A 23,394-nucleotide genomic window follows, 5' to 3' on the forward strand; every position below is an offset into this window, starting at 1 on the left:
GGCCCGGTTGCCGCCGACCAGCACCGCCGGGCCGGTCAGGTCGGCCGGACCTCGCCGTGCTCGACGCACCGCGCCGACCAACCGGCCGGTAGCACCTGCACCTTCATCCGCCGTCGGCACCTGGTACAGAAGCGGGGCGGCTCCCAGGCCCGCGCCGCGGCGCAGCCGTCGTGGTTGCCGGTGCTGGTCCCGGCACCGCACCGGTCGCACCAGATCGCCTGCACGCCCGGCCGCTCAGATCGTCGCCGACAGCGCCTTGACCGGCATCTTCAAGTCGTCCAGCAGCGCCAGATCCTCCGTCGCCGGGCGGCCCAGAGTGGTCAGGTAGTTGCCGACGATCACCGCGTTGATGCCGCCGAGCAGCCCGTCCCGGGTGCCCAGATCACCGAGAGTGATCTCCCGGCCGCCGGCGTACCGCAGAATTGTTCGTGGCATCGCCAGCCGGAAGCCGGCGATGGCGCGCAACGCGTCCCGGGCCTCGACCACCGGACGGTCACCCAGCGGCGTGCCGGGCCGCGGGTTGAGGAAGTTCAGCGGCACCTCGTGCGGGTCCAGCGCGGCCAGCTGCGCGGCGAACTCGGCCCGCTGCTCGATCGTCTCGCCCAGCCCGAGGATGCCGCCGCAGCACACCTCCATGCCGGAGTCGCGCACCATCCGCAGCGTCTCCCACCGCTCCTCGAAGCTGTGCGTCGTCACCACGTTCGGAAAGTAGGAGCGGCAGGTCTCCAGGTTGTGGTTGTACCGGTGCACCCCCATGTCGACCAGCTCGTCGACCTGCTCCTGGGTCAGCATCCCGAGCGACGCCGCGACCTGGATGTCCACCTCGGCCCGGATCGCGGCGACACCGTCGCGCATCTGCCGCATCAGCCGGGCGTCCGGCCCCCGCACCGCCGCCACGATGCAGAACTCGGTGGCCCCGGTCGCCGCCGTCTGCTTCGCCGCCTCGACCAGTGACGGGATGTCCAGCCACACCGCCCGTACCGGTGAGGCGAACAGGCCGGACTGGGAGCAGAAGTGGCAGTCCTCCGGGCAGCCGCCGGTCTTGAGCGAGACGATCCCCTCCACCTCGACCTCCGGCCCGCACCAGCGCATCCGCACCTCGTGGGCGAGTTGCAGCGCGGCCGGGACCTGCTCGTCGGGCAGCCGCAGCACGGCGAGGACCCCGGCCTCGTCCAGGCCGACGCCACGCTCCAGGACTTGGGCGCGGGCTAGGTCGAGGATGTCGGACATGGTCGTACCCTACAAGGCGGCGCGAACGACGAGGGGGACCCGTGGCGGACTGGTTGGACGGCCTGCGGCGGCGGGCCGAGCTGCGGGCCAAGGCCGGGCTGGCCCGCGAGCTGAGCCCCCGTACCGCCGACGACCCACTGACCGACCTGGCCGGCAACGACTACCTGGGGCTGGCCGCCCACGCCGAGGTGGTCGCGGCGGCGGCGGACGCCCTGCACCGGTACGGCCTCGGCGCCACCGGCTCGCGGCTGGTCCGTGGCTCCACCGACGCGCACGCCGCCCTGGAGACCGACCTGGCCGACTGGCTCGGCACCGACCGGGCGCTGGTCTTCTCCTCCGGCTACCTGGCCAACCTCGGCGCGGTCCGGGCGCTGGTCCGGCCCCGTACCCTGCTGGTCTGCGACGCGCACAACCACGCCTCGCTGATCGACGGTGGCCGGCTCGCCGGCGCGCAGACCGAGGTCGTCGCGCACGCCGACCCGGCCGCGGTGGACGCGGTGCTGACCGCCCACCCCGGCCGGCCGGCGGTGGTCGTCACCGAGTCGGTCTTCTCCGTCGACGGCGACCTGGCGCCGCTGGCCGCGCTGCACGCGGTCGTCCGCCGGCACGGTGCGCTGCTGCTGGTCGACGACGCGCACGCGCTCGGTGTCATCGGGCCGGCCGGTGCCGGCGGCGTCGCCGCCGCCGGGCTCGCCGGCCAACCCGACGTGGTGGTCACCGCCACCCTGTCCAAGGCGCTCGGCGGGGCCGGGGGAGTGCTGGCCGGGCCGCAGCCGCTGATCCGGCACGTGATCGACACCGGGCGTACCTTCATCTTCGACACCGCGCTCGCCCCGGCGGTCGCCGCCGGGGCGCACGCCGCGCTGACGCTGGCCCGCGACGGGGCGCGGCTACGGGCCGAGCTCACCGCCCGGGTCGCCGCCGCCGTGGACCGGTTCGCCGGTGCCGGTCTCGACGTCGGCGGGCCACCGGCCGGCGGGGTGGTCTCGATCGGCGCTCCCGGGCCGGAGACCGCGCTCGCCTGGGCCCGGGACTGCCGCGACCGGGGGGTCGCGGTCGGCTGCTTCCGGCCACCGTCCACCCCCGACCAGCGGGCCCGGCTGCGGATCACCGTCAACGCCGGGATCCCCCGGGCCGACTTCGACCGGGCGCTCGACGTGATCCTGGAGTGCGCGCCGTGACCGGCTGGCGCGGCGCGGTGGTCGTCACCGGCACCGACACCGGTGTCGGCAAGACCGTGGTGACCGCGGCGATCGCCGCCGCCGCCCAGGCTGCCGGCCTGCGGGTGGCGATGGTCAAACCAGGTCAGACCGGCACGGCGACCGGCGAGCCGTCGGACGCCGACGTGGTGACCCGGCTGGCCGATCCCGCCACCGTACGCACCATCGCCAGCTATCCCGAACCGCTGGCCCCGCTGGCCGCCGCCCGGGTCGCCGCTGCCGAGCCGCTGGAGCTGTACGCGGCCGTCGACGCGGTACGCGAGGAGGCGGACAAGCACGACCTGGTGCTCGTCGAAGGGGCCGGCGGGCTGCTGGTGCCGATGGGGCTGCGACCCTCCGGCGAGCCGTGGACCATCGCCGACCTGGCGGTGTCGCTCGGCGCGCCGGCGGTGGTGGTGTCCCGGGCCGGGCTCGGCACCCTCAACCACACGGCGTTGACCCTGGAGGCGCTGGACCGCCGGGCGGTCCCCGCCGGCGTGGTGCTCGGTGCCTGGCCGGCCGAGCCCGAACTGGTGCACTGGGCGAACCTGAGCGAACTGGTGCCGACCATGGTCGGCGCGGTGCCCGACGGCGCCGGCACCCTCGAACCGGGGGTGTTCCGCCGATCCGCGCCCGGCTGGCTGACCCCGGCGCTGTACGGCGTACTGGACGACTGGCGGGCGTGGGCCGACGAGACCAGCTGACCACCCCGGGCCAGGGCCGGATGGTCAGCCGTCAGCGGGCCGGGGCAGGTCAGCGTCAGCCGGCCGGGGCGGTGTCCGGCGGCGGCCGCCGGATCACCAGCGCGTCCGGCATCCGAAACGACAGGTTGTCCGGTGACCACGGCGCCCGGACCACCTCGGCACCGGTGAGCAGCGGCACCGCCTGGCCGACCACCACCGCCGTCTCCATCCTGGCCAGCTGAGCCCCCACACAGCGGTGCGCCCCGGCACCGAAGGCCAGATGCCGGCGGGAACCCGGCTGACCGGGGACGAACCGGTCGGTCCGCGCCACCACGGCCGGATCCCGGCCGGCCGCGGCCAGCCAGAGCACGATGCTCGACCCGGCGGGCACCGGCTCGTCCGCCACCGTCGTGTCGAGCGCCGCCCGCCGCCGCCAGGTGACGATCGGCGGCACCAGGCGCAGCCCCTCCTCGACCACGTCGTCGACGTCGACCGAGCCGTCGGCGAGCCCGGCGAGCACCGCCGGCTCACCGGTCAGCCGGTGCAACAGCAGCGTCAGGAACTGCGAAGTGGTCTCCTGTCCGGCGACCAGCAGGAAGAACAGCGCCCCGACCACGGAGTCGGCGGACTGCCCGGCGTCGCGCAGCGACTTCGCCAGCCCGCCGCCGGTCGCCGCGAAGTCGCGCAGCACGGTGTGGAACCGGCCCACCGTGTGGGCCAGCTCGTGCTGCCGGTCGGCGTCCACCGGAGCCCAGAACAGCTCCAGCGCGGCGCGGGCGAACCGCTTCACCGTGTCGGTCGCGGCCGGGGGCAACTGCACCAGCCGGGACAGCACCAGCAGCGGCAGGTCGGCGGCCAGCCCGGCGTACAGGTCGACCCGGCCGCCCCGGGCCAGCGTCGCCGCCAGCCCGGCCACCCGCTCGCGGACCAGCCCGGCCAGCCAGTCCCGGTGGGCGGCGACCCGGGTCGGGTGCAGCGCCTCGGCGACCACCGCCCGGATCGCCGGGTGACTCGCGGTGCCGTTGTTCGCCAGCGTCGGCGGCAGCCGGAACCCGTACGAGGTCAGCACCCGCAACGCGGCGACCGGCACCGGCGTGACCGCGTCCAGGGCGTTGTCCGGCCGGAAGGTCACCGGATCGGCGAGCACCTGACGGACCAGGGCGTGCCGGGTCACCAACAGATGCGGGGCACCGGTGTGGTCGGCGACCCGGACCACCGGCGGCCACCGGTCGTCGACCCTCTCCCAGTTGCGGAACAGCACCCGGTCACGCTAGCGCCCGCGCCGGCCGGCGCACCGGCGGGCGCAGCTGCCAGACCCGGGTACGCCGGACCCGGACGCTCTCCAACGCCGGCGGCACCGGCACCTGGTGGTCCGCCAGCTCGGTGAACCGCTCCCGGGGCAGGTACGCCCGGTCCGGGTCACTGACCAGCACCCGGGCCCCGTCGGCGGCGGCGGCCAGCAGGAACCGCAGCATCCGCGCGGCCATCGCCTCGCTGTAGAACACGTCACCGGCCAGCACCACCTGCGCGTCGCCGTGATCGCCGTCGAGCAGGTCGGCGACGGTGACGTCCAGCCGTACCCGGTTGGCGGCCGCGTTGAGCCCGGCGGCGGCGCCGGCCACCGGATCCACGTCGACCGCACGGACCGTCGCCGCTGCGGCCCTGGCCGCCGCGATCGCGACCAGCCCGGAGCCGCTGGCCAGATCCAGCACCCGCAGGCCGGCGACGGTCTGCGGGTGGTCCAGCAGGAACCGGGCCAACGCCTGACCGCCGGCCCAGGGGAACGCCCAGAACGGCGGTGGTTGTTCGCTGCGGAACTCACCCTCGGTCAGCTCCCACAGGCCGATCGGCTCGGCCGCCTGGTAGAGCCGCAGTTCCGGTACGTAGGTCACCGGGGCGAGCCTGGCGTGGGCACGGACGAAGGTCGACAGCTCGGCGCTCGACAGATCAGTGGTCACCATCCGGATTGTGCCCGGCCGGTCCGGCGAGCGCCGGTCGCGGCCAGCGGTTACCGGTTCACCACAGGTGGTGAAATAGCCCGTTTCAGTTCGCACTGGGTGAGAAGAACGGACCCTGTCCGGTCCACCGGTACGGCCGTACCGTGGCCAGTGGACACGGCGACGGATGCCGGGTGGCAACCCGGAGAAGGTGGTGAGCTGGGTGGGGCGAATCGCGGCCCGGGTCGGGGTCGGGCTGGCTGCAGTGGCCGGACTGGTGCTGACCGCGGCGACACCGGCGTTCGCCCAGGCCGGCTACCGGGCGCAGGTCACCGAGTTGCCGGACGAGGCGGTCGCGGGTGCCGGGCCGGTCGAGATGACCGTTGTGGTCAGCCGGAACCTCGGCGGTGAGTGCGAGAAGGTCCGCTGGTCGTTGGTGCTGCGCTCGGAAGGTGTCGGCCTCGACGATATCCGGGCGGCCCGGGTCGAGCAGGGCGCGGCGTTCGCGGTCGACGTGCAGACCGACGGTGACGACGCCCGGCTGACCGACGTGCAGCTTGATCCCGGCATCCTCTGCGCCGACCGTACGGTCACCGCGCAGTACCAGTTCAGCTTCGCCGACGACGCCGAGGGCAAGGTGACCTTCACCGTCGAGGCGTACGACGAGAACACGCAACTGCTGGCCGACACCGCGGCGACCCTGCCGGTGGTCGGCGAGCCGGGTGGCTCGGATCCCGAGCCGTCCGAGCTGGCCGAGGAACCGGTGGACAGCCAGCCCGGGGCTGCGGTGCCGGGCGGCGACGCGCCGGCCGGGGCCGGTGGTGGTGGCCCACAGCCGGTGGACGCGATCCCGGCCGGCGACGCCTCCGGTATCCCGGTCGCCTGGTTCGTCGTCGGTGGCGCGATGGTCTTCGTCGGCTTCGGTCTGCTGCTGCGGGTCCGGGCCCGGCTGATGCGCGGCCTCGCCGACCCCGACGACGCGGTGCCAGCCGTCGCCGGCGCCGGTGTGGGTGCCGGGGCACCGTTCCGCGGCTGGAGCCCTTCGAGCCGGTCCGGCCGGCCCGGTCGCTTCGGCTCCGGCCGGCAGCCCGACCCGGGCGGCCGCCGCCGACCCAGGCTCTGACGTCGCCCGCCGTGGGCAGATACGTCCGTAACCGGCTGCACCGTCGCCTCCGCCCCCTGGCCGGCGATCCTGGCCGCAGCTGGACACCCGGTTGAGCAGACGGACACCGAGAGACGGTACGTGCATGAGCGACACCGTGATGCTGGAGGTGGCCGGACGTCCGGTCGCCGACTACGTCGTACGGCCCGAGGTCGATCCCCACTACGGCGGCTTCTTCTGGCGGCTGGCCCCCGGCGTACCGCACGCGTTCACCGCTGCCGCCGAGGGCGAGTAGACGGTCAACGGCAGCACCGAACCGTGGGTGGCGTTGACCGGCCGGAGCGCCGACGGCGATCCGTACACGCTGGTCTTCACCGGCCTCGGCGACGGTGACCACTGGTTCGTCCGGACCGGCGGCTACCCCGGCGTGTGCGTGGCACTGGCGTTCGCCCAGCCACTGACCGTGCCGGCCGGCGGACGGATCGGCCGCCGGCACGAGGTGCTGGTCGTTGACGGCGAACTCAGCCGTCAGCAGGTTGTCGAGATGCTGGGGTAGGTGGTCGGGTAGCGGCGTGAACCGCTTCGACGCGGCCGACGGTCAGGCGAGCTCTTCCGGCTTGCGGCCGATTTCCCGCGCGACGGACAACCGGATCCACTCGGTGAGCTGTCGGCGGGAGACCACCCGATCGTGCATCGCGGCCTGCACCGCCAGCCCGTCGATCAGTGCGTTGATCCGCCAGGCCGCTCCCTTCGGGTCCGGGCACTGGAAGGTGCCGTCGGCGCACCCGGTGGCGATCACCTTGATCAGTGCCTCCTTCCAGCGCAGGTCGAGGTTGCGGCACACCCGGTTCAAAGCGGGGGTACGCAGCGACTCCGACCAACCGTCGATCCACAGCGTCCACGCCTTGGACTTACCGGTCGAGGCGTACAGCCGAATGATCTTCTTCAGTTTCTCCAGCGGCTCGGCGGTCGACCGGACGACCGTGTCGAGCCGGGCCAGGTCCTGCTCGGCGGCGTACGCGAACGCCTCGGCGAGCAGCCGGTCCTTGGTGGAGAAGTGGTAGAAGACCAGCGCCTGACTCACCCCGGCGGCTTCCGCCACGTCCGCGGTGCGGGTGTTGGCCAGACCGCGCTCCACGATCACCTCACAGGCGGTACGCAGCAGCGAGTCAAGGCGTACTTCGGCCGAACGTCTTGTCACGGCGAACACGGTAACGCACTATCATCGATACGATGAGTTACCAGTCAATTTCCTGACTCAGGAAAGGGCCGGGATCAGGTAAGGCGAATCGATTTCACGGAGCCAGACGGCCCGCAGAGTGATATGAGAACTTTGTCGGGTATCGTGCATCGGGCGCGCCGGCCCACCCCCCGAGTTGGCACTCTCGCGGCGGCTGGGCTAAAGTTTCCATCCGTTGGCAGGAACGCCCGAGGGGCGGGAAGGCCGACTGAGACAAGCGGACGTAGCGCAGTTGGTAGCGCATCACCTTGCCAAGGTGAGGGTCGCGGGTTCGAGTCCCGTCGTCCGCTCGGAGATGCCACCACAGCACGTCGGGGGCAACCTCGGTGGAGTGGCCGAGAGGCGAGGCAACGGCCTGCAAAGCCGTGTACACGGGTTCAAATCCCGTCTCCACCTCGTCACAACGAGGGCGATTGGCGCAGTGGGAGCGCGCTTCCTTGACACGGAAGAGGTCACTGGTTCAAACCCAGTATCGCCCACCAGCTGTACAAGCACGTCACAAGGCCCGTTACCGGTCATCCGGTAACGGGCCTGCTGCTGTGGTGACCCTTACCTGGGGCCGGTCCACAGGGGAAGCGGGACCGCTCTCCGGGAGTGACAGCTTCCGTTGACCGGTTGTTGTCCTCGGGTGGTGGGCGGCGCGGTCGACTCCTGCGGGAGATCGACATGGTCCCGCGCCGCCCACAGCAGGCTACTGGTCTTGAGCACGGCTGACCTCGGGTCCCGGACTGGACGCGGCCTGAGTCAGGGCTCGGGGCCTGGATGACTCACTTGGCGGGCGCGGTGCCGAGGTGGGGAGTGTCCAGCCACCGGTTCTGCAGGGCCGCCAGCAGTGGTCGGTGCATGGGTTCGGTGACGTGGGCGTAGACGCCCCGATGCCGGGTAGCTGGTGGCCGAGGCGTTGGCTTTTCAGGGCTTCGGCGATGCCGTCCTCGTCCATCCAGGTGCGGTGGAGTGCCGCAGGTCGTGGAAGCGGAAGCCGGTGATGATCGGTTCTCGGCGGTGGGGGTGGCCATCACAGGCGGGTCGCCAGACGCGTTCGATGCGACGGCTCGGTTGAGGCGATCGAGCCGGCTGACGCGGGCTTGTGCTGCTTCGGCTGTGTCGTAGGTGCCGTCAGTGACCAACCGGCCCGCGTGTCGGTACCGGACCCGGTGGCGGTTCCCGTGCGCTTCCTTCCAAGCCATGACCCCTCCAAAATTCCTGGTGAATCGATGGGGGTGCCCCTGGCTACAGCTTCCGGGATGTCTGTTCGCCGCTGAGGGATGCGGCCACCCTGGGCCTCGGGTCGGGCGCGGCTGTCTGCAGCCGCTGGCGACGGCGCGACTCGACGGCTTGACGCCGCCGGTGCTGGTCTCGGAATCGCGTGGGGCCGTCTGGTGGGCGTGCCATAGACTGCGCCGGTGCTGGATGTGGCGGGGGGACTTCGAGATCCACATTACGGTTCACGCCCCTCAGGCCGAGAAGTTGTCCGCGTTCGCTGCGCAGCACGGCCTGAAGTTCGTCCACATCGTACTCGATCGTGGCAGGTTCACGTCTCAACCGATGATCACCCTGACCGGGCAAGGGACCCTGGTCGAACAGCGTGCGTCGGTGCAGCGTTGGCAGCGCGATCTGCGTGAGGCGGGCATGTACCCGTGCCGTTCGAAGATCGAGGCGGCGCCGTGGTGCGTCGGCGTACCGCAGTCGGATGAACAGGCGGTGGCCGAGCCGCCGGGCCGGTACTTTGAGCATCACGTCAAACTGCTGCTGACCAGGACGACGGTGGCGGATCTGCTGGCAGTCACCGACCTGGTCGTGCCGTACGGGGCGCGGCTGTCACGTAACGCCCGTCGGGAAACGGCGGACGGTGCCCAGGAACGGTTCGTCAACCAGCGGTGCCATGGTATCGGGCTCGTCACGGCCAAGCAGCGGTTGGATGAGCTGCTCCAGGCGTTGAACGCTGCCGGACACGAGGCGGTCAGGGTGGAGCAGGAGTACGTGGTGTTCGACAGCGACATCCACCACGACCAGGGCTGGCTGGACCTGCCGAAGCGGACTGCGAGCGGTTGGGTCCAGGCGCGTGAGGCCGAGATGCGATCTGCTCCGGCGGGTTCCCCGGGTTTCCCACCGACGTACCTGCCCGTACCGGCCAGTTCGACCGTCCGCCAGGGAGCGGTGTTCGACCCGGCACTCAAGCAGTACCCGAATGCCTACCGCACCGCTGAACCAGACTTCGCGGTGGAAAGTGTCGGTCAGCGGTGGGCTGCTGCCCGGCGTGCTGCGATGAACCACGTCTTGGCGGCTATCGCGACAACGTCAGCGGGTGGCTGTCTTGTTCTGCGGGGTAGCGTCACCATGGCCGCCTGGTTCGGTGATGATGCCCGTGAGCCTCGCGATCTCGACTTCGTCGTCACCCCGCACACCGTCACCAGCGACAGTGCCGATGCCCGCGTCCTGCTCGACGACATCCGCAGCGCTCTGCGAGCGGACCCGGGTCCGGGGCTGCGACCAGAGCGGATCGCCGAGTCGGGGATCTGGACCTACGAACGCGCCGACGGCCGCCGCCTCGTCGTTCCGTTCGTCGCGCCGGGGTTACCAGATGGCGAGGTGCAGATCGACGTCGTCTTCGGTGAGCAACTGCCCTGCCCGCCGGAAGCGGTGGCGCTTCCCGGGGTGGGCAAGCCGATCCTGGCGGCGTCCGCCTCCCTGTCGCTGGCGTGGAAGCTGCTCTGGTTGGCTACCGACATGTGGCCCCAGGGCAAGGACCTGTACGACGCGGTCCTGCTCGCCGAACACACCACCGTCGACCAGGACCTGGTCCGTCAGCTCATGAGGCCGGAGCTTGGCGTCGAAGCGGACACCTTCACGGCCGAGACGGTGCTGTCCTGGCAAGTCGACTGGACCAACTTCACCGATGAGTACCCCGCGATCACCGGCACCGCCGAGCAATGGACCAGGCGACTGGCTCTGGCACTCGAACAAGCCTGGACCTGATCCAGCAGCATGAAGCCTCGGAGGACGTACCACCGATCTCATGCTCCCCCGGCCGAGGTGTTTGCGCTGTTCAGGTGCGGTGATCCGGGCGTGCAGCTGTTGGATCCGACGCTCGGGCGACCATGGCTCGGTTAGCGGATCGCCCTGCCGGAGACCGCGTTCCAGATCTGTGGTGCAGCCCGTCGGAGCCACCGCCGACCAGCAACGGCCGCGAGTCGACCTCGGTCACGACCATCGGCCCGCTGGCGTCGCAGCCGTGGTAGAGGCTGGGGGACTGCACTCCCGTCGTGAGGTCGAACTGGCGCACGCCACCGTCGACGGCACCGGTGACCACGGTCGGCCTGCCCGCGGCGGCGGCGAGGACAACATGGCTGGCGTTCGACCCGAACCGGCCGACCAGTTCCGGTGCGCCGGCGGACGGGACGGTCCACACCAGCACTGGCGAGGAGTACGAGTTGTTGTAGTCCTTTGACACGACCGTGGTGCGTCCGTCGAGCTCCGTCACGAGCATCGACGCCACGTGGAGCCCGTCGACCACCGCAACCGGCGCCGGTTCGCCAGTGTCCGGGGCGAAAGCCCGCACGCTCCCTGAGTCGGTCTGGGCGAACACGGTCAGCCGACCCGCCACCGGCCCCAACCACACCTCCCAGAAGGGGTCGTCGGTCGGCGGCTCCAGGGGCGGTCCGACCGGCTCCCCGGTACGGGCGGACCACACCCGTACACGTCCTTCCTTCAACGTCGCCACCAGGAGCTGGTCGTCGACCGTCGTCGCCGCTATCCGGAACGGCTGGTCATCGCCGAACACCGGCCCGACCGGCGAGCCGGTCTCCGGCTCGTACACGCACAGCCCGGACCCGGCAGCCTCCACCGTGACGATGCGCCCGGCGAACGTGACCAGGGCATGGATGGAGGTCTGCGCGGGCGGCCCGTCGACCAACCGGGCACGGACCGTGGCGTCCTTCGCGTCGCCGTACACGTGCATGCGTTCACCGGTGTCCGGATCCCATACGGTGAGCATCATCGCGGCATCCGGGCCCCACGGGCTGTCGTTACCGGCCACGAACACGGCCGCCCGCCCCTGGTGGTCGCCGATCGCCAGGGCCGTCACCTTCCCGTCGGTGCGCAACACCTCACCGACCGGGGCGCCGGACACCCCGTCGCGGACCCAGACCGTACCCAGGCGGTCGCCGGACACCACGACGTCCCTGCCGTGCAGACGACCGGCGGCCAGGGCGCTCACCTCCCACCGATGCCGGCCCGAGCGGTCCCGGCCGGCCCGACCGGTCACCGGGTCGAGCAGCTGCCGGCCCTCGACCAGGTCAAGTCGACCGTCCCGGCCGGTCAGCAACTCGACCCAGCCGTGCGCGAAGGTGCGATGCGGCCCCGTTCGCGGACTGTCCATCCACTGGGATTCCTCGACCACCGACATCGCCTCCTGTTCTCGGGTCCGGTGATCAACCTACGGCTGCCGAATGCTCGGCACCATCGCGGACCCTAGGCCGAATGTTCATGCCAGGCCCGGCGGTGGCCAGCGGCGACGCCGAGCGCCGAAGTGCGGCGATGCGGGCGAGCCCGGTCAGCTGACCGGTGCCTGCGGCACCGGCTTGATCAGCCGCGCGGCGGTGGCCTTGCGGACCGCGTCGACTCGCGACACCGCGCGCAGCTTCGCGTAGATGTTCGTCAGATGCCGTTTGACGGTGGCCTCTGTGATGCAGAGCCGACCGGCGATCTGGGCGTTGCTCAGCGCCTCGGCGGTCAACCGCAGCACCTCCAACTCGCGTTCGGTCAACGGTGTCGTGGTGCGCGGTCGCTGCCGGTCGAGTCGTTCCACGGTCGCGCGGGACACCGCCAGCAGGACGTTCTGCATGGGCCGGCGCACCACCGACCGGACGGCGGCGACGAGTTCGTCCCGCAGGATCGTCTTGAGCAGGTACGCGACCGCGCCGGCCGCCAGCAGTTCGGACACGAGGTCCGGGTCGTCGTGCATGGTCACCACGACGACCCGGGTCTGTGGGGCGGCCCGGCCGACCTGGCGGACGACGGCGGCGGCGCCGAGGCCGGGCATCTCCACGTCCAGCAGCAGGACGTCGGGTCGTAACCGGACGCACACGGCCACCGCCTCCGGCCCGGTCGACGCCTCGCCGACGACCGTGAATCCGGCATCGGTGCAGAGCATCTCGCGGATGCCGTCGCGCATCAGCGTGTGGTCGTCGGCGAGACAGACCCGGATCTGCGGCCGGTCCGGGGCGGTCAAAGCCCGCTCTCCATCAGCGGGACCCGTACCTCGATGCGGGTGCCCTTGCCTGGCTCGCTGACGATGGCGAGTCGGCCCCGTAGCAGCAGTGCCCGCTCCCGCATCGACGGTAGTCCGCCGCCGGCCCGGTCCGGTCCACCCGGGTCGAAGCCCTGTCCGTCGTCGGAGACCACGGCGCGCACCTCGGTGGCAGCTATGTCGACGGTGACGTCCAGCCGGCGCGGTGCGGCGTGGCGTAGCGCGTTGCGGACCGCCTCGCGCAGGATCAGGTAGAGCTCCTCGGCGGTGTCCGGCGGCAGGGCCTTGACATCGCCGGCGATGCGCAGCGAGGCCCGTACCGATGGTGGTGTCGTCACCTTCAGGTAGTCGCGCAGCGCGCTCGCCAGGCCCTCCTCGCCGACGCAACGGCGCAGCTCAGCGGAGAGCTGCTGTACGGTGCGCACCGCCTCGCCGAGGTACTCGACCGCGCTGTCGAGATGGGCCCGCGCACGCGCCTGGTCGTGTTCGGCGTAGTGCCGGTTCAGGTCCAGTCGGTGCAGCGTCAGGCTCATGCCGTGCAGCACCCGGTCGTGCAACTCGCGAGCTATCCGTCGCCGTTCCTCCTGCCGGGACTCCTGCAGCTTTGTCATCAGGAACGTCACGTAGGACAGGGATCCGACGGCGACCCGCGCCATGATCGCCTTATGGAACAGTTTGCTGATCCGGGTCGCGCTGATGTTGTCGGAGGGCGCGAACTCCCGATTGATGATCGGCAGGCCGACCTCGAACAACGTGATGGCGGCGCGTAGCGACTCCACCGGATGGATGCCGTGCTCGGCCCGCTGCGCGCCGATTTCAACACTGGACAGTCGAGCCTCACCGGTCAGCGCTACCCGGGGTGCGTCCGGCAGTTCGAGCTGAGCCGCCACGTCGTCGAGGACCGACGCGACCTGGCCGGCGAGCTGGTCGACGACCTCGGGCCGGCTGATCAACTGGCTGCCCTGCCGCCGCAGGGCCCTGGTGAACGCGCTGAGGATCTCGTCGAGGATCCCCGTGGTGTCCGGGCTTCGGGCCGCGTCCGCGTCACGCCCAGTTGTCAAGAGGCCTCCCCGTCGACTCCTGTCACGGAGACTTATGATAGCGCTCCCGACTGGAACATCCACCCCTTGCGGGGTCTGAGTGTCGGGATTGGATTATCCCTGCCCGGGCCGCTTGTATGTAGCCTGTGGTCACGATTTATGCAGGCCATAAGTGTTGCTTTAGTAATTTACCGATATAAATCAACTGTAATCCTAACCGGTCGGACTTGGTCGGCCTGTTTGTCGTGCTTCCGGGGTGGATGGCGAAACCTCGTCCGACGGCCTGCGTTCCGCCCGCCCGCCCGCGCGTCGTCCGACCGGCGGTGCACGTGCGTCCCGGCTGCATCCGTACGCGTCGTTGGTCGAGGCGTCGCGCGTCCTTCGTCGTAGCCGGTGTCGCCACCTTCATGGAGTTTGTCGGCGAGTGGGGCTCTGCCACCTTGGCCGGCCCAAGGGCCGGCCCCTACCGTCGACCCATTGACGATTGTCGTGGTGGTGAGCCTGGTCGGGCCACGATCTGCCCTGCGCGGGCGGCCCGCCGACGAACCGTCCGACACGAGGAGAGGAGCAGGCCGTCATGGCCACAGACGCGCCGACACCCGCCGGCCGAGAGCCGGCAACCGGCACTGCCCGGCGTGGTCGCCGACTCGTCGGGCGGCTGGTCGTCGGGGCGTTCGTGGTCGCCGTCTGCGTCGCCGTCGCGCTCGCACTACGTGACCAGGACTGGTCGACGCTCGGCCAGCTGACTCGCCCGCGGACGGTACCGGCGCTGGCCGCGGCGCTCGCGGTCACCTCGGGCGGCCTGCTCTGCGCCGCCCGCGCCTGGCTGCTGACGATCTCGGCGACCGGCGCGCCGGTGCCGGTCACCGCCGGTGTCCGGATGTTCTTCGTCGGCTTCCTCGGCAAGTTCCTGCCCGGCCGGGTCTGGGGACTGCTCGCCCTGCTCAAGCTCGGCGAGCGGGCCGGGGTGAGCCATTCCAGAATGGCCGGAATCTACCTGGTGAACGTGGTGGTGGTGCTGCTCAGCGGTGGGGCCGTCGGCCTGCTGGTCGCGCCGGCCCTGCTCGGCGCCCACGCACTCTGGCTCTTCCCGGCCCTCGGCGCGCTGCTCGGGCTGCTGCTCGTCCGGCCGGCGCTGGTCGACCGGGTGGTGGCCGTGGCGGCCAGGCTGGCCCGTCGCCCGCAGCCGGCCCGGCTGGCCCGGCCGGAGCACCTGCGGCGGTCGATCGGCTGGCAGACGGCCTCGTGGGTGCTGTTCGGGGTGCACGTCTGGCTGGTCGCCACCCTGCTGGGCGCCGCACCGGTCGAGGCGCTGCCAGTGGCCCTGGGCGCCTTCGCGATCGCCAGCGTGGCCGGCACCCTGGCCCTGTTCGTCCCGGACGGCGTCGGGGTGCGCGACGTCCTGCTGATCGCCGCCCTCACCGTCGTGCTGCCGCTGCCGGCGGCGGTCACCACCGCCATCGCCAGCCGGGTGCTCTGCACGCTCGCCGAGGTCCTCACCGCCGGGGCCGCCCTGCTCGTGACCGCGCTGCGCGACCGGCGTGCCGCGCGGGCGGCCGCCACGTCGACGGACACCTCGGCGGAACGGTCCCCGGCCCCGGCTTCGTTCTGACCCGCTACCGCACGCCACCGCCCACCATCGGCGGGCACCTGCTCGCCGCGATCAGAGAAAGAAAGGACCCAGCGAGATGCCACCACTGTTGTCCATCGACGACGCCGAACAGCTCAGCGTCGAGCAGGTGCACGACCTCTACCGCCGGCACGTGAACAAGGGCCAGGTCAGCCTGATGACCTCGTTCGGGTTCGGCCGGGAACTCGCCGACCGGGCCGAAGGCGCCTACATCCACACCCGCGACGGCCGGCGGATTCTCGACTTCACCGGCGGCGTCGGCGTGCTCAACCACGGCCACAACCATCCGCGCATCGTGGCTGCCCGACGCCGGTTCGCCGAGCGGCAGCGGATGGAGGTGCACAAGACCTACTTCTCGCCGTACCTCGCCGCGCTGTCACACAACCTGGCCGCCGTCCTGCCCGGCGACCTCGACATGTCGTTCCTGCCGAACTCCGGCGCGGAGGCCGTCGAGGGCGCGGTGAAGCTGGCGTACAAGTACCACGGCGGGCGGCGCAACACGATCCTGCGCAGCGACATCAGCTTCCACGGCAAGCTGCTCGGCTCCGGCAGCCTCACCGGCAGCACCCAGAACCACTTTGCCTTCCCCGGCATCCCCGGGGTGGTGTCGTTCGACTACGACGACCTGGCCGCCGTACGGGCGGCGGTGGAGGCCAGCCGCGACCGTAAGGGCCGCAGCGACGTGTACGCCATCCTCATCGAGCCGTTCAGCGCCTCGACGATGCGGTGGTGCTCGGAGGAGTTCCTGCGTGGCCTGCGTGAGCTGTGCACCCGCGAGGACATCGTGTTGATCTTCGACGAGATCTACACCGGATGGGGCAAGACCGGGACCATGTTCCACTTCATGCGCTACCCCGGGCTCATCCCCGACGTGGTGACCACCTCGAAGTCCTTCGGCGGGGGAAAGTCGTCGATCTCGGCGTACGTGGCCCGGCGGCGGATCTTCACCAAGGCGTACGGCAGCCTCAACGACGCGCTGTTGCAGAGCACCAGCACCACCTACTACGGCTTCGGCGAGGAGACCGCGACCGCGATCGAGGCGATCAACGTGGTGGTCGACGAGGACTTCCCGGCCCGGGCACGGGCCATCGAGCGGGTGCTCGCGCCAGGACTCGCCAGGATCGCCAAGGAACATCCCGACGTGGTGACCGAGGTACGGGGTGCCGGTGCGCTCTGGGGCGTCTTCCTGAACAGCGCCCGCTCGCTGGACCTGGCGGCCAGGGTCGCACCGGGCGGGCTCGCCAAGGATCCGCAGTTCGGCACCAAGCTCGTCACCTGCGCGGTGATCAACGCCCTCTACCGCGACCACGACATCTACAGCTACTACACACTCAACGGCAGAAACCCGCTGGTGGTGGGGCCACCACTGGTCGTCGAAACCGCCGAGGTCGAGCACTTCCTCGACTGCCTGGACCGGACTCTCTCACTCGGCATGACCCGGCTGCTGGCCCGCTTCGTGGCCGAGAAGGTGTCGTCGCTGTGGTGAGCGGGGCCGCGGCCGGGACGGTGACCGTGACCGGCGGCAGCGGCATGCTCGGTGGCAACCTGGTGCGGTCCCTGGCCGGCGACGGATGGCAGGTACGCAGCGTCGACCTGCGGCCACCGGCCGAACCGGTGCCCGGCGTCGACTACCTGACCGCCGACGTGCGGGACGCAGCCCGGGTCCGCGCGGCGCTGCGCGGTACGGACGTGGTGGTGCACACCGCCGCAGCGCTGCCCAGCTACCCGGAACCCGAGATCCGGTCGATCATCGTGGACGGCACCCGCAACGTGCTCGACGCCGCCCGGGCGGTCGGCGCCGACCGGGTCGTGCACATCTCGACCACCGCCGTGTACGGGCTGCCCGTACAGGTGCCGACCACCGAGGACCATCCGCGCAGCCCGGTGGACCCGTACAGCCGGGCGAAGGCCGCCGCCGAGGAGGTCGGTGAGCGCTCGCGGGCCAGCGGGATGTGCGTGCCGATGCTGCGACCGAAGACCTTCCTCGGTCCTGGCCGGATGGGCCTGTTCGCGATGCTGTTCGAATGGGCCGAGGAGGGCCGGAGCTTTCCGGTGCTCGGCCGGGGCGACGTGCGGATCCAGATGTTCGCCGTGGAGGACCTGGTCGACGCGGTCCGGGTCGTCCTGCACGCTCCCGCCGACCACGCCAACGACACGTTCAACCTGGGCGCGGCCGAGTTCGGCACGCTGCGGGACGACTTCCAGGCGGTGCTCGACGCGGCCGGGCACGGCGGGCGGGTGGTGTCGATCCCGGCGCGCCCCGCCGTCGCCGTTCTGCGACTGCTCGAACGGCTGCGGCTGTCGCCGGTGTACGGGCGGCTCGTCCACAAGCTGTGCAACGACTCGTACGTCAGCATCGACAAGGCCGGCGAGGTCCTCGGCTGGCGGCCGCAGTACTCCAACCGCGACGCGATCCTGCGTACGTACCACTGGTGGCGAACCAACCGCGCCGCCGCACCCGCTGGCGGCCCGTCGGCCGGTCGGACCAGCCGGGATCCGTGGAAACAGGGCGTCCTGAGCCTGGCCAAGGCCGTCTTCTGAACCGTCCGGTAGCTCACCCCACGCCTCCCACACCCACCGGAGCTCGTCGTGACCATCGCCATCGACCAGCCCATCGGCACCGGTCCCACCGCCGGGCCCAACCCGACCCCACCGCCGGCCGGCGCCCGCCGGCCCGGCCTGCTGACCGACCTGATCAGTCTGATCCGTCCGCACCAGTGGGCGAAGAATTTGCTGGTAGTTCCGCTCGCCCTGATCGACGCACCGGCGTTGGGGCCGGGACCGCTGGCCCGGACCGGCTGGGCGGTCGTACTGTTCACCCTCGCCTCGTCCCTGGTGTACGTCGGCAACGACGTCTACGACCGGCACCGGGACCGGGCCCATCCCACCAAACGCCACCGGCCGATCGCCGCCGGTCGGATCAGTGTCCCGGTGGCGTACGCCGTCGGTCTTGCCCTGGCGCTGCTGCTGGCCGCCGCGGTGCTGCTCGGGCCGACCATCGCCTGGTGGCCGATCGCCGGCTACCTGGTACTCAACCTGGCCTACAGCTGCGGCCTGAAGCACCTGCCACTGGTCGACGTGTGCGTGGTCGCGGTCGGCTTCGTGCTGCGGGTCGTCCAGGGTCAGCTGGCCGTCGGCGCACCGGTCGGCCGGTGGTTGCTGGTCGCGGTCTTCGCCCTGTGCCTGCTGTTCATCCTCGGCAAGCGGCGGCACGAGGTGACCGTCTCCGGCAGTGACCACCGGCCGTCGCTGCGCGGGTACTCGGTCCAGTACCTCGATCACCTCATCGTCTTCTGCGCGGTGCTGACCGTGGTCGCCTTCCTGTTCTCCCTGCAGGAGACGGTGGCCGACCCGTACACCGGTCTGGCCCTGCTCGGCTCGGTGCCGTTCGCGTTCTTCGCTGTCGCCCGGTACCTGCAGGTCCTGGTGATCGACGGGGACGGCGGGGAACCGACCCGGATTCTGCTGCGCGACCGGGTCATGGTCGTCAACGCCCTGCTGTGGGGCGTGCTGCTGGCCGGCACGCTGCTCGCCGCGCACTACGCCGTGCCGCTCGATCTCACCGCCCGGCTGCGCTGACCGACGGCCGGGCCCACCCTCAGCCGACTACCGCCCCAACCCGACAAGGAGCAGCAATGGCCGACCCGCTCGTGTCCGTCATCATCCCGAACTACAACTACGGCAACTCCATTGGCCGGTGCGTCGACGCGGCGCTGGACCAGACGTACCGTCCGATCGAGGTCATCGTTGTCGACGACCACAGCACCGACGACTCACTGGCGATCGCCCGGCAGCGGGCCGTCACGGTGTTGCGGACCGCCCGCAACAGCGGCGTCGCGGTGGCCCGCAACATGGGGGCCGCCGCGGCCCGTGGCGAGATCCTGTTCTTCGTCGATTCGGACGTGGCGCTGCGGCCGGACGCTATCGAGACGGCGGTCGCCGAACTGCGCGCGCATCCCGAGTACGGTGCGGTCTGCGGCATCTACGAAGATGAGCCGCTGATCCGCGACAGCGTGGTGGAGCAGTGCCGGGTGCTGCAGGCGTACTGCTGGCGGATGGCATCGCTCGGCGAGGTCAGTTTCCTGTTCTCGTCGCTGACCGCGATCCCCCGGCGGGTGTTCGACGAAGTCGGCCCGTTCAATCCCCGGCTGCGCCAGACCGAGGAGGTCGACTACGGGCAGCGGATGTCCACCCGCTACCAGATCCGGGTCACCGACGCGGTCCGGGGCTGGCACGACGACGACGACAAGCTGCTGCCGCTGATGCGCAAGCTGTTCCGCCGGGCACGGCTGCGGGTGCCGCTGTTCGCCCGGCGTCGGCGCTTCGCCAAGGGCTTCGAGAGCGCCTCACGTTCGCTCGCCGCGCTCGCCGCGCTCGGTGTGCTGGCCAGTCTGCCACTGGTCGTGCTGAGCCCGTGGGCGTTACTGGCCACCGGGGCGCTGCTCGCGGGGATGCTCGCCGGTGACGCCGCGATGTACCGCTACGTGCTGCGCCGGCGCGGCGCGGGCTTCCTGACGGTTTTCACCGCCGTCGCGTTCGCGACCAACGTGGCCATCTCCACCGGCATCGCGGTCGGCGTCCTGCAGTGGCTGGTGTCGGGCCGGTTCCGCCGGTTGTACGACGCACAGTGGCCGTCCACCGCCGTGCCGGCCGCCTCGACGGCGACCGGGACACCGGCATGAGCCACCTGCTTGCCGCCGCTGGCGGCGCGGCCCGGACCGCCGCGCCGCCAGCGGCCCCAGGGGACGGACCGGCGGGCCGCGGTCCCGGCGGCCACCGGCGTCGACGTTGGCCACCGCGTACCCGGCTGGTGTTCGCCACCGTCGCTGGCTGGAGCGTGTTCCTCGCGGTGTTCCTGACCCTCACCGGTACGCAGTGGTGGTGGCGTCCGTTCGAGCTGATGCCGCCGCTGCTGTTTGTCGCGGTGCCGCTGCTGCTGGCACCGCTGACGCTGCTGGCCCGCCCGGTCCGCGCCCGGCTCGCCCTGGTTGTCGTCGGTTGTCTGGTGCTCGGCGCCGACCTGGCCGGGCTGAACGTGCATGCCCTGCCGGGCGGACGCGACACCGCTGCGCCCGTCCCCGCCGACGCGATTCGGGTGTTCGCCTGGAACACCGAGTACTGGCACGACGGCGACGACCCGGAGCGGTTCTACGCCTACCTGGCCGATCAGCGGGCCGACGTCTACCTGCTCAGCGAGCACGTCGGCTGGGATCTCGCCGGGCACCGTCCGGTCCGCGTCGACCACCGCGCCGAACTGCGCGAACGGTTCCCCGACTACCAGATCGTCGCGGTCGGCGAGCTGCTGACGATGTCCCGGTACCCGGTGGTACGTCACCATGCGCTGGACGCCACGCCTTACCTGACCGACCGACAGCTGGGCGGTCCGCCGCCCGGCTCCGATTTCGCCGACTACTACCGGCACAAGATCCTGCGGACCGACCTGCTGGTGGGTGGGACGGTGTTCTCGGCGTACAACGTGCACATCCCGGTGCAGCTGGACGTCTCGATGGACCCGCGACGGCCCGAGTTCACCGCCTTCATGCGGGCGCAGGAGATCCGTCGGCAGGCCCATCACCGGGCGGTGGTGGCCGACCTCGCCGGCAACCCGGCACCGGTGCTGCTGGCCGGCGACTTCAACGCGACAGCGGCGATGGGCGAGTTGCGTGCCCTCGGCCGCCGGCTGCGGGACGCGCTCCCCGCCAGCCAGCAGATCCACCCGGTCTCCTGGCCGGACGGGAACATCCCGCTGTGGCGGTTGGACTGGGCGTTCACCGCCGGTCCGGTCCGGGTCCACGACTATCGGATGGTGCCGGGCCGGGGGATGAGCGACCACCGGGGACAGCTTGTCACCGTCTCGGTGAGCTGAGCGGATTCAGCTGGCCGCGATGCCGGCTGTCGCCAGCTGGCTGTCCACCTCGGGCGTCCGGGCGACCATGCCGCACCGCTCCAACAACCGGCGAGCTTCGCCGAGCAGCCTGCCGGCCGCGTCCCGGTCCCCGGGTGCGAGCTCGGCACGACCGTGTTCAACCTCGCCGGGCGGTCCAACGGCTGCTGCAACATGTGGGCGCCGGAGTTCCACCTGATCGACGGGCCCAACGGGCCGCGCTGGTATCTGTACTGCGTGGCCGGGCGCAACGTCGCCGACTTCAACCCGACCCAGCGGCTGCACGTACTGGAGAGCGCCGGCACCGACCCGATGGGGCCGTACACCTTCAAGGCCGACCTCGGCAGCGACTGGCAACTCGACGCCAGCGTGCTGCGGGTCAACAACAACCTCTACCTGCTCGGCACCTACAACGCGGGCAGCAACCACGGCAACGACTCGGCGTCCGGCGGCTGCGACATGAACCGGTCCACCCGGGCCCAGAAGTTCACCTGGAACGCCGACGGTACGCCGGACTTCGGCGCCCCGGTCCGGCTCGGCGTCACCCTGCCCGCTCCGTCGGGCGAGTGACCGCCGCCGCACCGGGCCGATGAGCTGTCGATCTGCCGGTGACCGGCTCCGTCAGTCGGTCACCGACAGATCGATGGTGTGTGCGGCGTGGTTCGCCTTGGCGGCCAGGTAGCGCACGTTCGCCGCTGAGACGTGCACACCGGTGGGGATCTGTTCGGTCACCGTGACCCCGAGCCCGGTGAGCTGTGCCGCCTTGTCCGGATTGTTGCTGAGCAGGGCTACCCGGTGCACGCCGAGCGCGAGCAGCATCTGCGCCGCTACCGTGTAGTCGCGTTCGTCCTCGCCCCGGCCCAGGGCCACGTTCGCCTCGAAGGTGTCCAACCCGGCGTCCTGCAGCGCGTAGGCGTCGAGCTTGGCGTACAGCCCGATGCCCCGCCCTTCCTGCCGCAGGTAGAGCAGGAAGCCGCCGCGGGCGGCGATCCGCTCCACCGCCTCGCGCAGCTGCGGGCCGCAGTCACACCGTTGGCTGCCGAACACGTCGCCGGTCAGGCACTCACTGTGCGGGCGTACCAGCGGTGGGTCACCGCCGTCGCCGGCCGGTTCCAGTGCCCGGTGCCAGTCGCCCAGGCCCAGCGCCACGTGCTCGCGGCGGTCGGCCAGACCGTCGAAGGTGAAGACCCGGGCGCTGGCGGTGTAGCCGTCGGGGAACCGCAGCGGCACCGTGACCTGTCGGCGGACCGTCGCCGTCGGCGCGGGACCCGTCCCGTTGGTGGCGGCGAGCTTACCGTTGACCGGAGCGTGGGGCGGCGGTTCAAGCATCGTACGTCCTATCGGTGATGTGCTGCACAGAGCGTCGGCGCCGGTCCGGCCGGCACCGACACATGAGCCGTACGGGAGAATGTGTGCCGGCCTCGCATGCAGGCTATCTTTCGGTCGTCGAGGAGGTGCCATCAGTGGTTGAGCGACCCTACGTCCTGCTCAGCTGCGGCATGTCGATCGACGGGTATCTGGACAACGCGAGCGGGCGGCGTCTGCTGCTGTCCAACGACGCCGACTTCGACCGGGTCGACGCGGTACGCGCCGACTGCGACGCGATCCTGGTCGGGGCCGGCACGGTGCGCCGCGACGACCCTCGGTTGCTGGTCCGGTCGGCGGACCGCCGGCGTCGGCGGGTGGCCGCCGGCCACCCACCCACCCCGATGAAGGTCACCGTCACCGGCAGCGCCGACCTCGACCCGCAGGCGCGGTTCTTCACCGTCGGCGACGTCGACAAGGTCGTGTACTGCGCCACGGCGAGCCTGGACAGCGCCCGCAGCCGACTCGCCGGACTCGCCAGCGTCGTCGACTGCGGTGACCCGGTCGACCTGCGACGGGTCGTCGGCGACCTGCATGTACGGGGCGTCGGCCGGTTGATGGTCGAAGGTGGCGGACGGGTGCACACCCAGTTCCTCACCGCGGGGCTGGCCGACGAACTGCACCTGGTGGTCGCCCCGATCTTCGTCGGCGACTCCCGGGCACCCCGGTTCGTCGGCGACGGCAACTTCCCGTGGCACGCCGACCGGCGGGCGACGCTGGTCGAGGTCCGCCAGATCGGCGACGTGGCCCTGTTGCGCTACGCCCTGTCGTCCCGGTTCGGCGAGCAGTAGTCGGCCAGCCCGACCAGCCGATGGCCGGGGCCCGCCGTTGTGTGC

22 protein-coding genes, 3 tRNA genes and 1 pseudogene are annotated in these 23,394 nt (G+C 71.3%); 17 read left to right on the forward strand and 9 right to left on the reverse strand.

Features of this window, described 5'->3' with window-relative positions:
- Nucleotides 1-35: 35 nt before the first annotated feature.
- Both O7553_RS07645 and bioB read right to left on the reverse strand, forming a co-directional pair.
- Nucleotides 36-224: a hypothetical protein gene (locus O7553_RS07645; RefSeq protein ID WP_281554118.1), complete on the reverse strand. Its 189-nt coding sequence runs from the start codon at nucleotides 222-224 to the stop codon at nucleotides 36-38.
- A gap of 10 nt (nucleotides 225-234) precedes the next feature.
- The gene (bioB, locus tag O7553_RS07650) at nucleotides 235-1,230 is read right to left on the reverse strand and encodes a biotin synthase BioB (RefSeq protein ID WP_281554119.1); all 996 of its coding nucleotides are present in this window, start codon (nucleotides 1,228-1,230) and stop codon (nucleotides 235-237) included.
- Between the two features lie 41 nt (nucleotides 1,231-1,271).
- On the opposite strand from bioB, the gene O7553_RS07655 reads away from it, so the two are divergent.
- Nucleotides 1,272-2,411, forward strand: coding sequence for an 8-amino-7-oxononanoate synthase (locus tag O7553_RS07655; RefSeq protein WP_281554120.1), 1,140 nt, complete (start codon nucleotides 1,272-1,274; stop codon nucleotides 2,409-2,411).
- Entirely contained in the window at nucleotides 2,399-3,133 is a 735-nt protein-coding gene (gene bioD, locus O7553_RS07660) for a dethiobiotin synthase (protein WP_281554121.1), read from the forward strand. The genes O7553_RS07655 and bioD overlap by 13 nt, the downstream gene beginning before the upstream one ends.
- 55 nt (nucleotides 3,134-3,188) lie before the next feature.
- On the opposite strand, the gene O7553_RS07665 is transcribed toward bioD, so the two are convergent.
- A complete protein-coding gene (locus O7553_RS07665; RefSeq protein WP_281554122.1) occupies nucleotides 3,189-4,373 on the reverse strand; it encodes a cytochrome P450 in 1,185 nt (394 codons plus the stop codon).
- Between the two features lie 4 nt (nucleotides 4,374-4,377).
- Nucleotides 4,378-5,073: a 50S ribosomal protein L11 methyltransferase gene (locus O7553_RS07670; protein ID WP_281554123.1), complete on the reverse strand. Its 696-nt coding sequence runs from the start codon at nucleotides 5,071-5,073 to the stop codon at nucleotides 4,378-4,380.
- A 163-nt stretch (nucleotides 5,074-5,236) separates the two neighbouring features.
- Here O7553_RS07670 and O7553_RS07675 point away from each other — a divergent pair, with 163 nt between their 5' ends.
- The 3 genes and pseudogenes from O7553_RS07675 to O7553_RS07685 form a co-directional block, all read left to right on the forward strand.
- Nucleotides 5,237-6,172, forward strand: coding sequence for a hypothetical protein (locus tag O7553_RS07675; protein WP_281554124.1), 936 nt, complete (start codon nucleotides 5,237-5,239; stop codon nucleotides 6,170-6,172).
- 124 nt (nucleotides 6,173-6,296) lie between these two features.
- Nucleotides 6,297-6,446, forward strand: a complete 150-nt coding sequence (locus tag O7553_RS07680; RefSeq protein WP_281554125.1) for a hypothetical protein — start codon at nucleotides 6,297-6,299, stop codon at nucleotides 6,444-6,446.
- A 15-nt stretch (nucleotides 6,447-6,461) separates the two neighbouring features.
- Nucleotides 6,462-6,707, forward strand: a pseudogene (locus O7553_RS07685) (DUF6807 family protein); the annotation flags it as partial.
- A 42-nt stretch (nucleotides 6,708-6,749) separates the two neighbouring features.
- Here the strand turns inward: O7553_RS07685 and O7553_RS07690 are convergent.
- Entirely contained in the window at nucleotides 6,750-7,352 is a 603-nt protein-coding gene (locus O7553_RS07690) for a TetR/AcrR family transcriptional regulator (RefSeq protein WP_281554126.1), read from the reverse strand.
- A 256-nt stretch (nucleotides 7,353-7,608) separates the two neighbouring features.
- Between O7553_RS07690 and O7553_RS07695 the strand changes: the two genes are divergently transcribed.
- The 4 genes from O7553_RS07695 to O7553_RS07710 all read left to right on the forward strand — a co-directional run bounded on the left by O7553_RS07695 (nucleotide 7,609) and on the right by O7553_RS07710 (nucleotide 10,367).
- A tRNA-Gly gene (locus O7553_RS07695) sits at nucleotides 7,609-7,681 on the forward strand.
- Between the two features lie 35 nt (nucleotides 7,682-7,716).
- A tRNA-Cys gene (locus O7553_RS07700) sits at nucleotides 7,717-7,787 on the forward strand.
- A gap of 11 nt (nucleotides 7,788-7,798) precedes the next feature.
- Nucleotides 7,799-7,873: transfer RNA gene (locus O7553_RS07705), tRNA-Val, on the forward strand.
- 1,063 nt (nucleotides 7,874-8,936) lie between these two features.
- Nucleotides 8,937-10,367, forward strand: a complete 1,431-nt coding sequence (locus O7553_RS07710) for a nucleotidyl transferase AbiEii/AbiGii toxin family protein (RefSeq protein ID WP_281554127.1) — start codon at nucleotides 8,937-8,939, stop codon at nucleotides 10,365-10,367.
- Between the two features lie 70 nt (nucleotides 10,368-10,437).
- On the opposite strand, the gene O7553_RS07715 is transcribed toward O7553_RS07710, so the two are convergent.
- The 3 genes from O7553_RS07715 to O7553_RS07725 all read right to left on the reverse strand — a co-directional run bounded on the left by O7553_RS07715 (nucleotide 10,438) and on the right by O7553_RS07725 (nucleotide 13,700).
- Complete coding sequence (locus O7553_RS07715) at nucleotides 10,438-11,790, reverse strand: WD40 repeat domain-containing protein (protein ID WP_281554128.1); 1,353 nt, start codon at nucleotides 11,788-11,790, stop codon at nucleotides 10,438-10,440.
- Between the two features lie 153 nt (nucleotides 11,791-11,943).
- Complete coding sequence (locus O7553_RS07720; protein WP_281554129.1) at nucleotides 11,944-12,621, reverse strand: response regulator transcription factor; 678 nt, start codon at nucleotides 12,619-12,621, stop codon at nucleotides 11,944-11,946.
- A complete protein-coding gene (locus O7553_RS07725; RefSeq protein ID WP_281554130.1) occupies nucleotides 12,618-13,700 on the reverse strand; it encodes a sensor histidine kinase in 1,083 nt (360 codons plus the stop codon). Before O7553_RS07725 ends, O7553_RS07720 begins: the two co-directional genes overlap by 4 nt.
- 556 nt (nucleotides 13,701-14,256) lie before the next feature.
- Between O7553_RS07725 and O7553_RS07730 the strand changes: the two genes are divergently transcribed.
- The 7 genes from O7553_RS07730 to O7553_RS07760 all read left to right on the forward strand — a co-directional run bounded on the left by O7553_RS07730 (nucleotide 14,257) and on the right by O7553_RS07760 (nucleotide 21,763).
- Complete coding sequence (locus tag O7553_RS07730) at nucleotides 14,257-15,291, forward strand: lysylphosphatidylglycerol synthase domain-containing protein (protein ID WP_281554131.1); 1,035 nt, start codon at nucleotides 14,257-14,259, stop codon at nucleotides 15,289-15,291.
- A 175-nt stretch (nucleotides 15,292-15,466) separates the two neighbouring features.
- Nucleotides 15,467-16,795 carry an aspartate aminotransferase family protein gene (locus O7553_RS07735; protein WP_281555528.1) on the forward strand — a complete coding sequence of 443 codons (1,329 nt, stop codon included), beginning with the start codon at nucleotides 15,467-15,469 and terminating at the stop codon, nucleotides 16,793-16,795.
- On the forward strand, nucleotides 16,792-17,850 hold the full coding sequence (locus tag O7553_RS07740; RefSeq protein ID WP_281554132.1) for an NAD-dependent epimerase/dehydratase family protein: 1,059 nt from the start codon (nucleotides 16,792-16,794) through the stop codon (nucleotides 17,848-17,850). Before O7553_RS07735 ends, O7553_RS07740 begins: the two co-directional genes overlap by 4 nt.
- Nucleotides 17,851-17,898: 48 nt before the next feature.
- Nucleotides 17,899-18,888: a decaprenyl-phosphate phosphoribosyltransferase gene (locus O7553_RS07745; RefSeq protein WP_281554133.1), complete on the forward strand. Its 990-nt coding sequence runs from the start codon at nucleotides 17,899-17,901 to the stop codon at nucleotides 18,886-18,888.
- 56 nt (nucleotides 18,889-18,944) lie between these two features.
- Complete coding sequence (locus tag O7553_RS07750) at nucleotides 18,945-19,991, forward strand: glycosyltransferase family 2 protein (RefSeq protein WP_281554134.1); 1,047 nt, start codon at nucleotides 18,945-18,947, stop codon at nucleotides 19,989-19,991.
- On the forward strand, nucleotides 19,988-21,175 hold the full coding sequence (locus O7553_RS07755; protein ID WP_281554135.1) for an endonuclease/exonuclease/phosphatase family protein: 1,188 nt from the start codon (nucleotides 19,988-19,990) through the stop codon (nucleotides 21,173-21,175). Before O7553_RS07750 ends, O7553_RS07755 begins: the two co-directional genes overlap by 4 nt.
- A gap of 153 nt (nucleotides 21,176-21,328) precedes the next feature.
- Nucleotides 21,329-21,763: a hypothetical protein gene (locus O7553_RS07760; protein ID WP_281554136.1), complete on the forward strand. Its 435-nt coding sequence runs from the start codon at nucleotides 21,329-21,331 to the stop codon at nucleotides 21,761-21,763.
- Between the two features lie 51 nt (nucleotides 21,764-21,814).
- Here O7553_RS07760 and ribA read toward each other — a convergent pair whose 3' ends face one another.
- The gene (ribA, locus tag O7553_RS07765; RefSeq protein WP_348651191.1) at nucleotides 21,815-22,654 is read right to left on the reverse strand and encodes a GTP cyclohydrolase II; all 840 of its coding nucleotides are present in this window, start codon (nucleotides 22,652-22,654) and stop codon (nucleotides 21,815-21,817) included.
- A gap of 2 nt (nucleotides 22,655-22,656) precedes the next feature.
- Here ribA and O7553_RS07770 point away from each other — a divergent pair, with 2 nt between their 5' ends.
- Nucleotides 22,657-23,349, forward strand: a complete 693-nt coding sequence (locus O7553_RS07770; RefSeq protein WP_281554138.1) for a dihydrofolate reductase family protein — start codon at nucleotides 22,657-22,659, stop codon at nucleotides 23,347-23,349.
- The last annotated feature ends 45 nt before the right edge of the window (nucleotides 23,350-23,394 follow it).

The organism is Solwaraspora sp. WMMA2059, from assembly GCF_027497315.1.
GTDB lineage: Bacteria > Actinomycetota > Actinomycetes > Mycobacteriales > Micromonosporaceae > Micromonospora_E.

Excerpts from the sequence above, each read along its gene's own strand:
- O7553_RS07750 (WP_281554134.1), top strand. The coding sequence starts at position 18,945 with ATGGCCGACCCGCTCGTGTCCGTCATCATCCCGAACTACAACTACGGC.
- bioB (WP_281554119.1), bottom strand. The coding sequence starts at position 1,230 with ATGTCCGACATCCTCGACCTAGCCCGCGCCCAAGTCCTGGAGCGTGGC.
- O7553_RS07710 (WP_281554127.1), top strand. The coding sequence starts at position 8,937 with ATGATCACCCTGACCGGGCAAGGGACCCTGGTCGAACAGCGTGCGTCG.
- O7553_RS07670 (WP_281554123.1), bottom strand. The coding sequence starts at position 5,073 with ATGGTGACCACTGATCTGTCGAGCGCCGAGCTGTCGACCTTCGTCCGT.
- O7553_RS07730 (WP_281554131.1), top strand. The coding sequence starts at position 14,257 with ATGGCCACAGACGCGCCGACACCCGCCGGCCGAGAGCCGGCAACCGGC.
- O7553_RS07735 (WP_281555528.1), top strand. The coding sequence starts at position 15,467 with ATGACCTCGTTCGGGTTCGGCCGGGAACTCGCCGACCGGGCCGAAGGC.
- ribA (WP_348651191.1), bottom strand. The coding sequence starts at position 22,654 with ATGGCACCTCCTCGACGACCGAAAGATAGCCTGCATGCGAGGCCGGCA.
- O7553_RS07755 (WP_281554135.1), top strand. The coding sequence starts at position 19,988 with ATGAGCCACCTGCTTGCCGCCGCTGGCGGCGCGGCCCGGACCGCCGCG.
- O7553_RS07680 (WP_281554125.1), top strand. The coding sequence starts at position 6,297 with ATGAGCGACACCGTGATGCTGGAGGTGGCCGGACGTCCGGTCGCCGAC.
- O7553_RS07675 (WP_281554124.1), top strand. The coding sequence starts at position 5,237 with ATGCCGGGTGGCAACCCGGAGAAGGTGGTGAGCTGGGTGGGGCGAATC.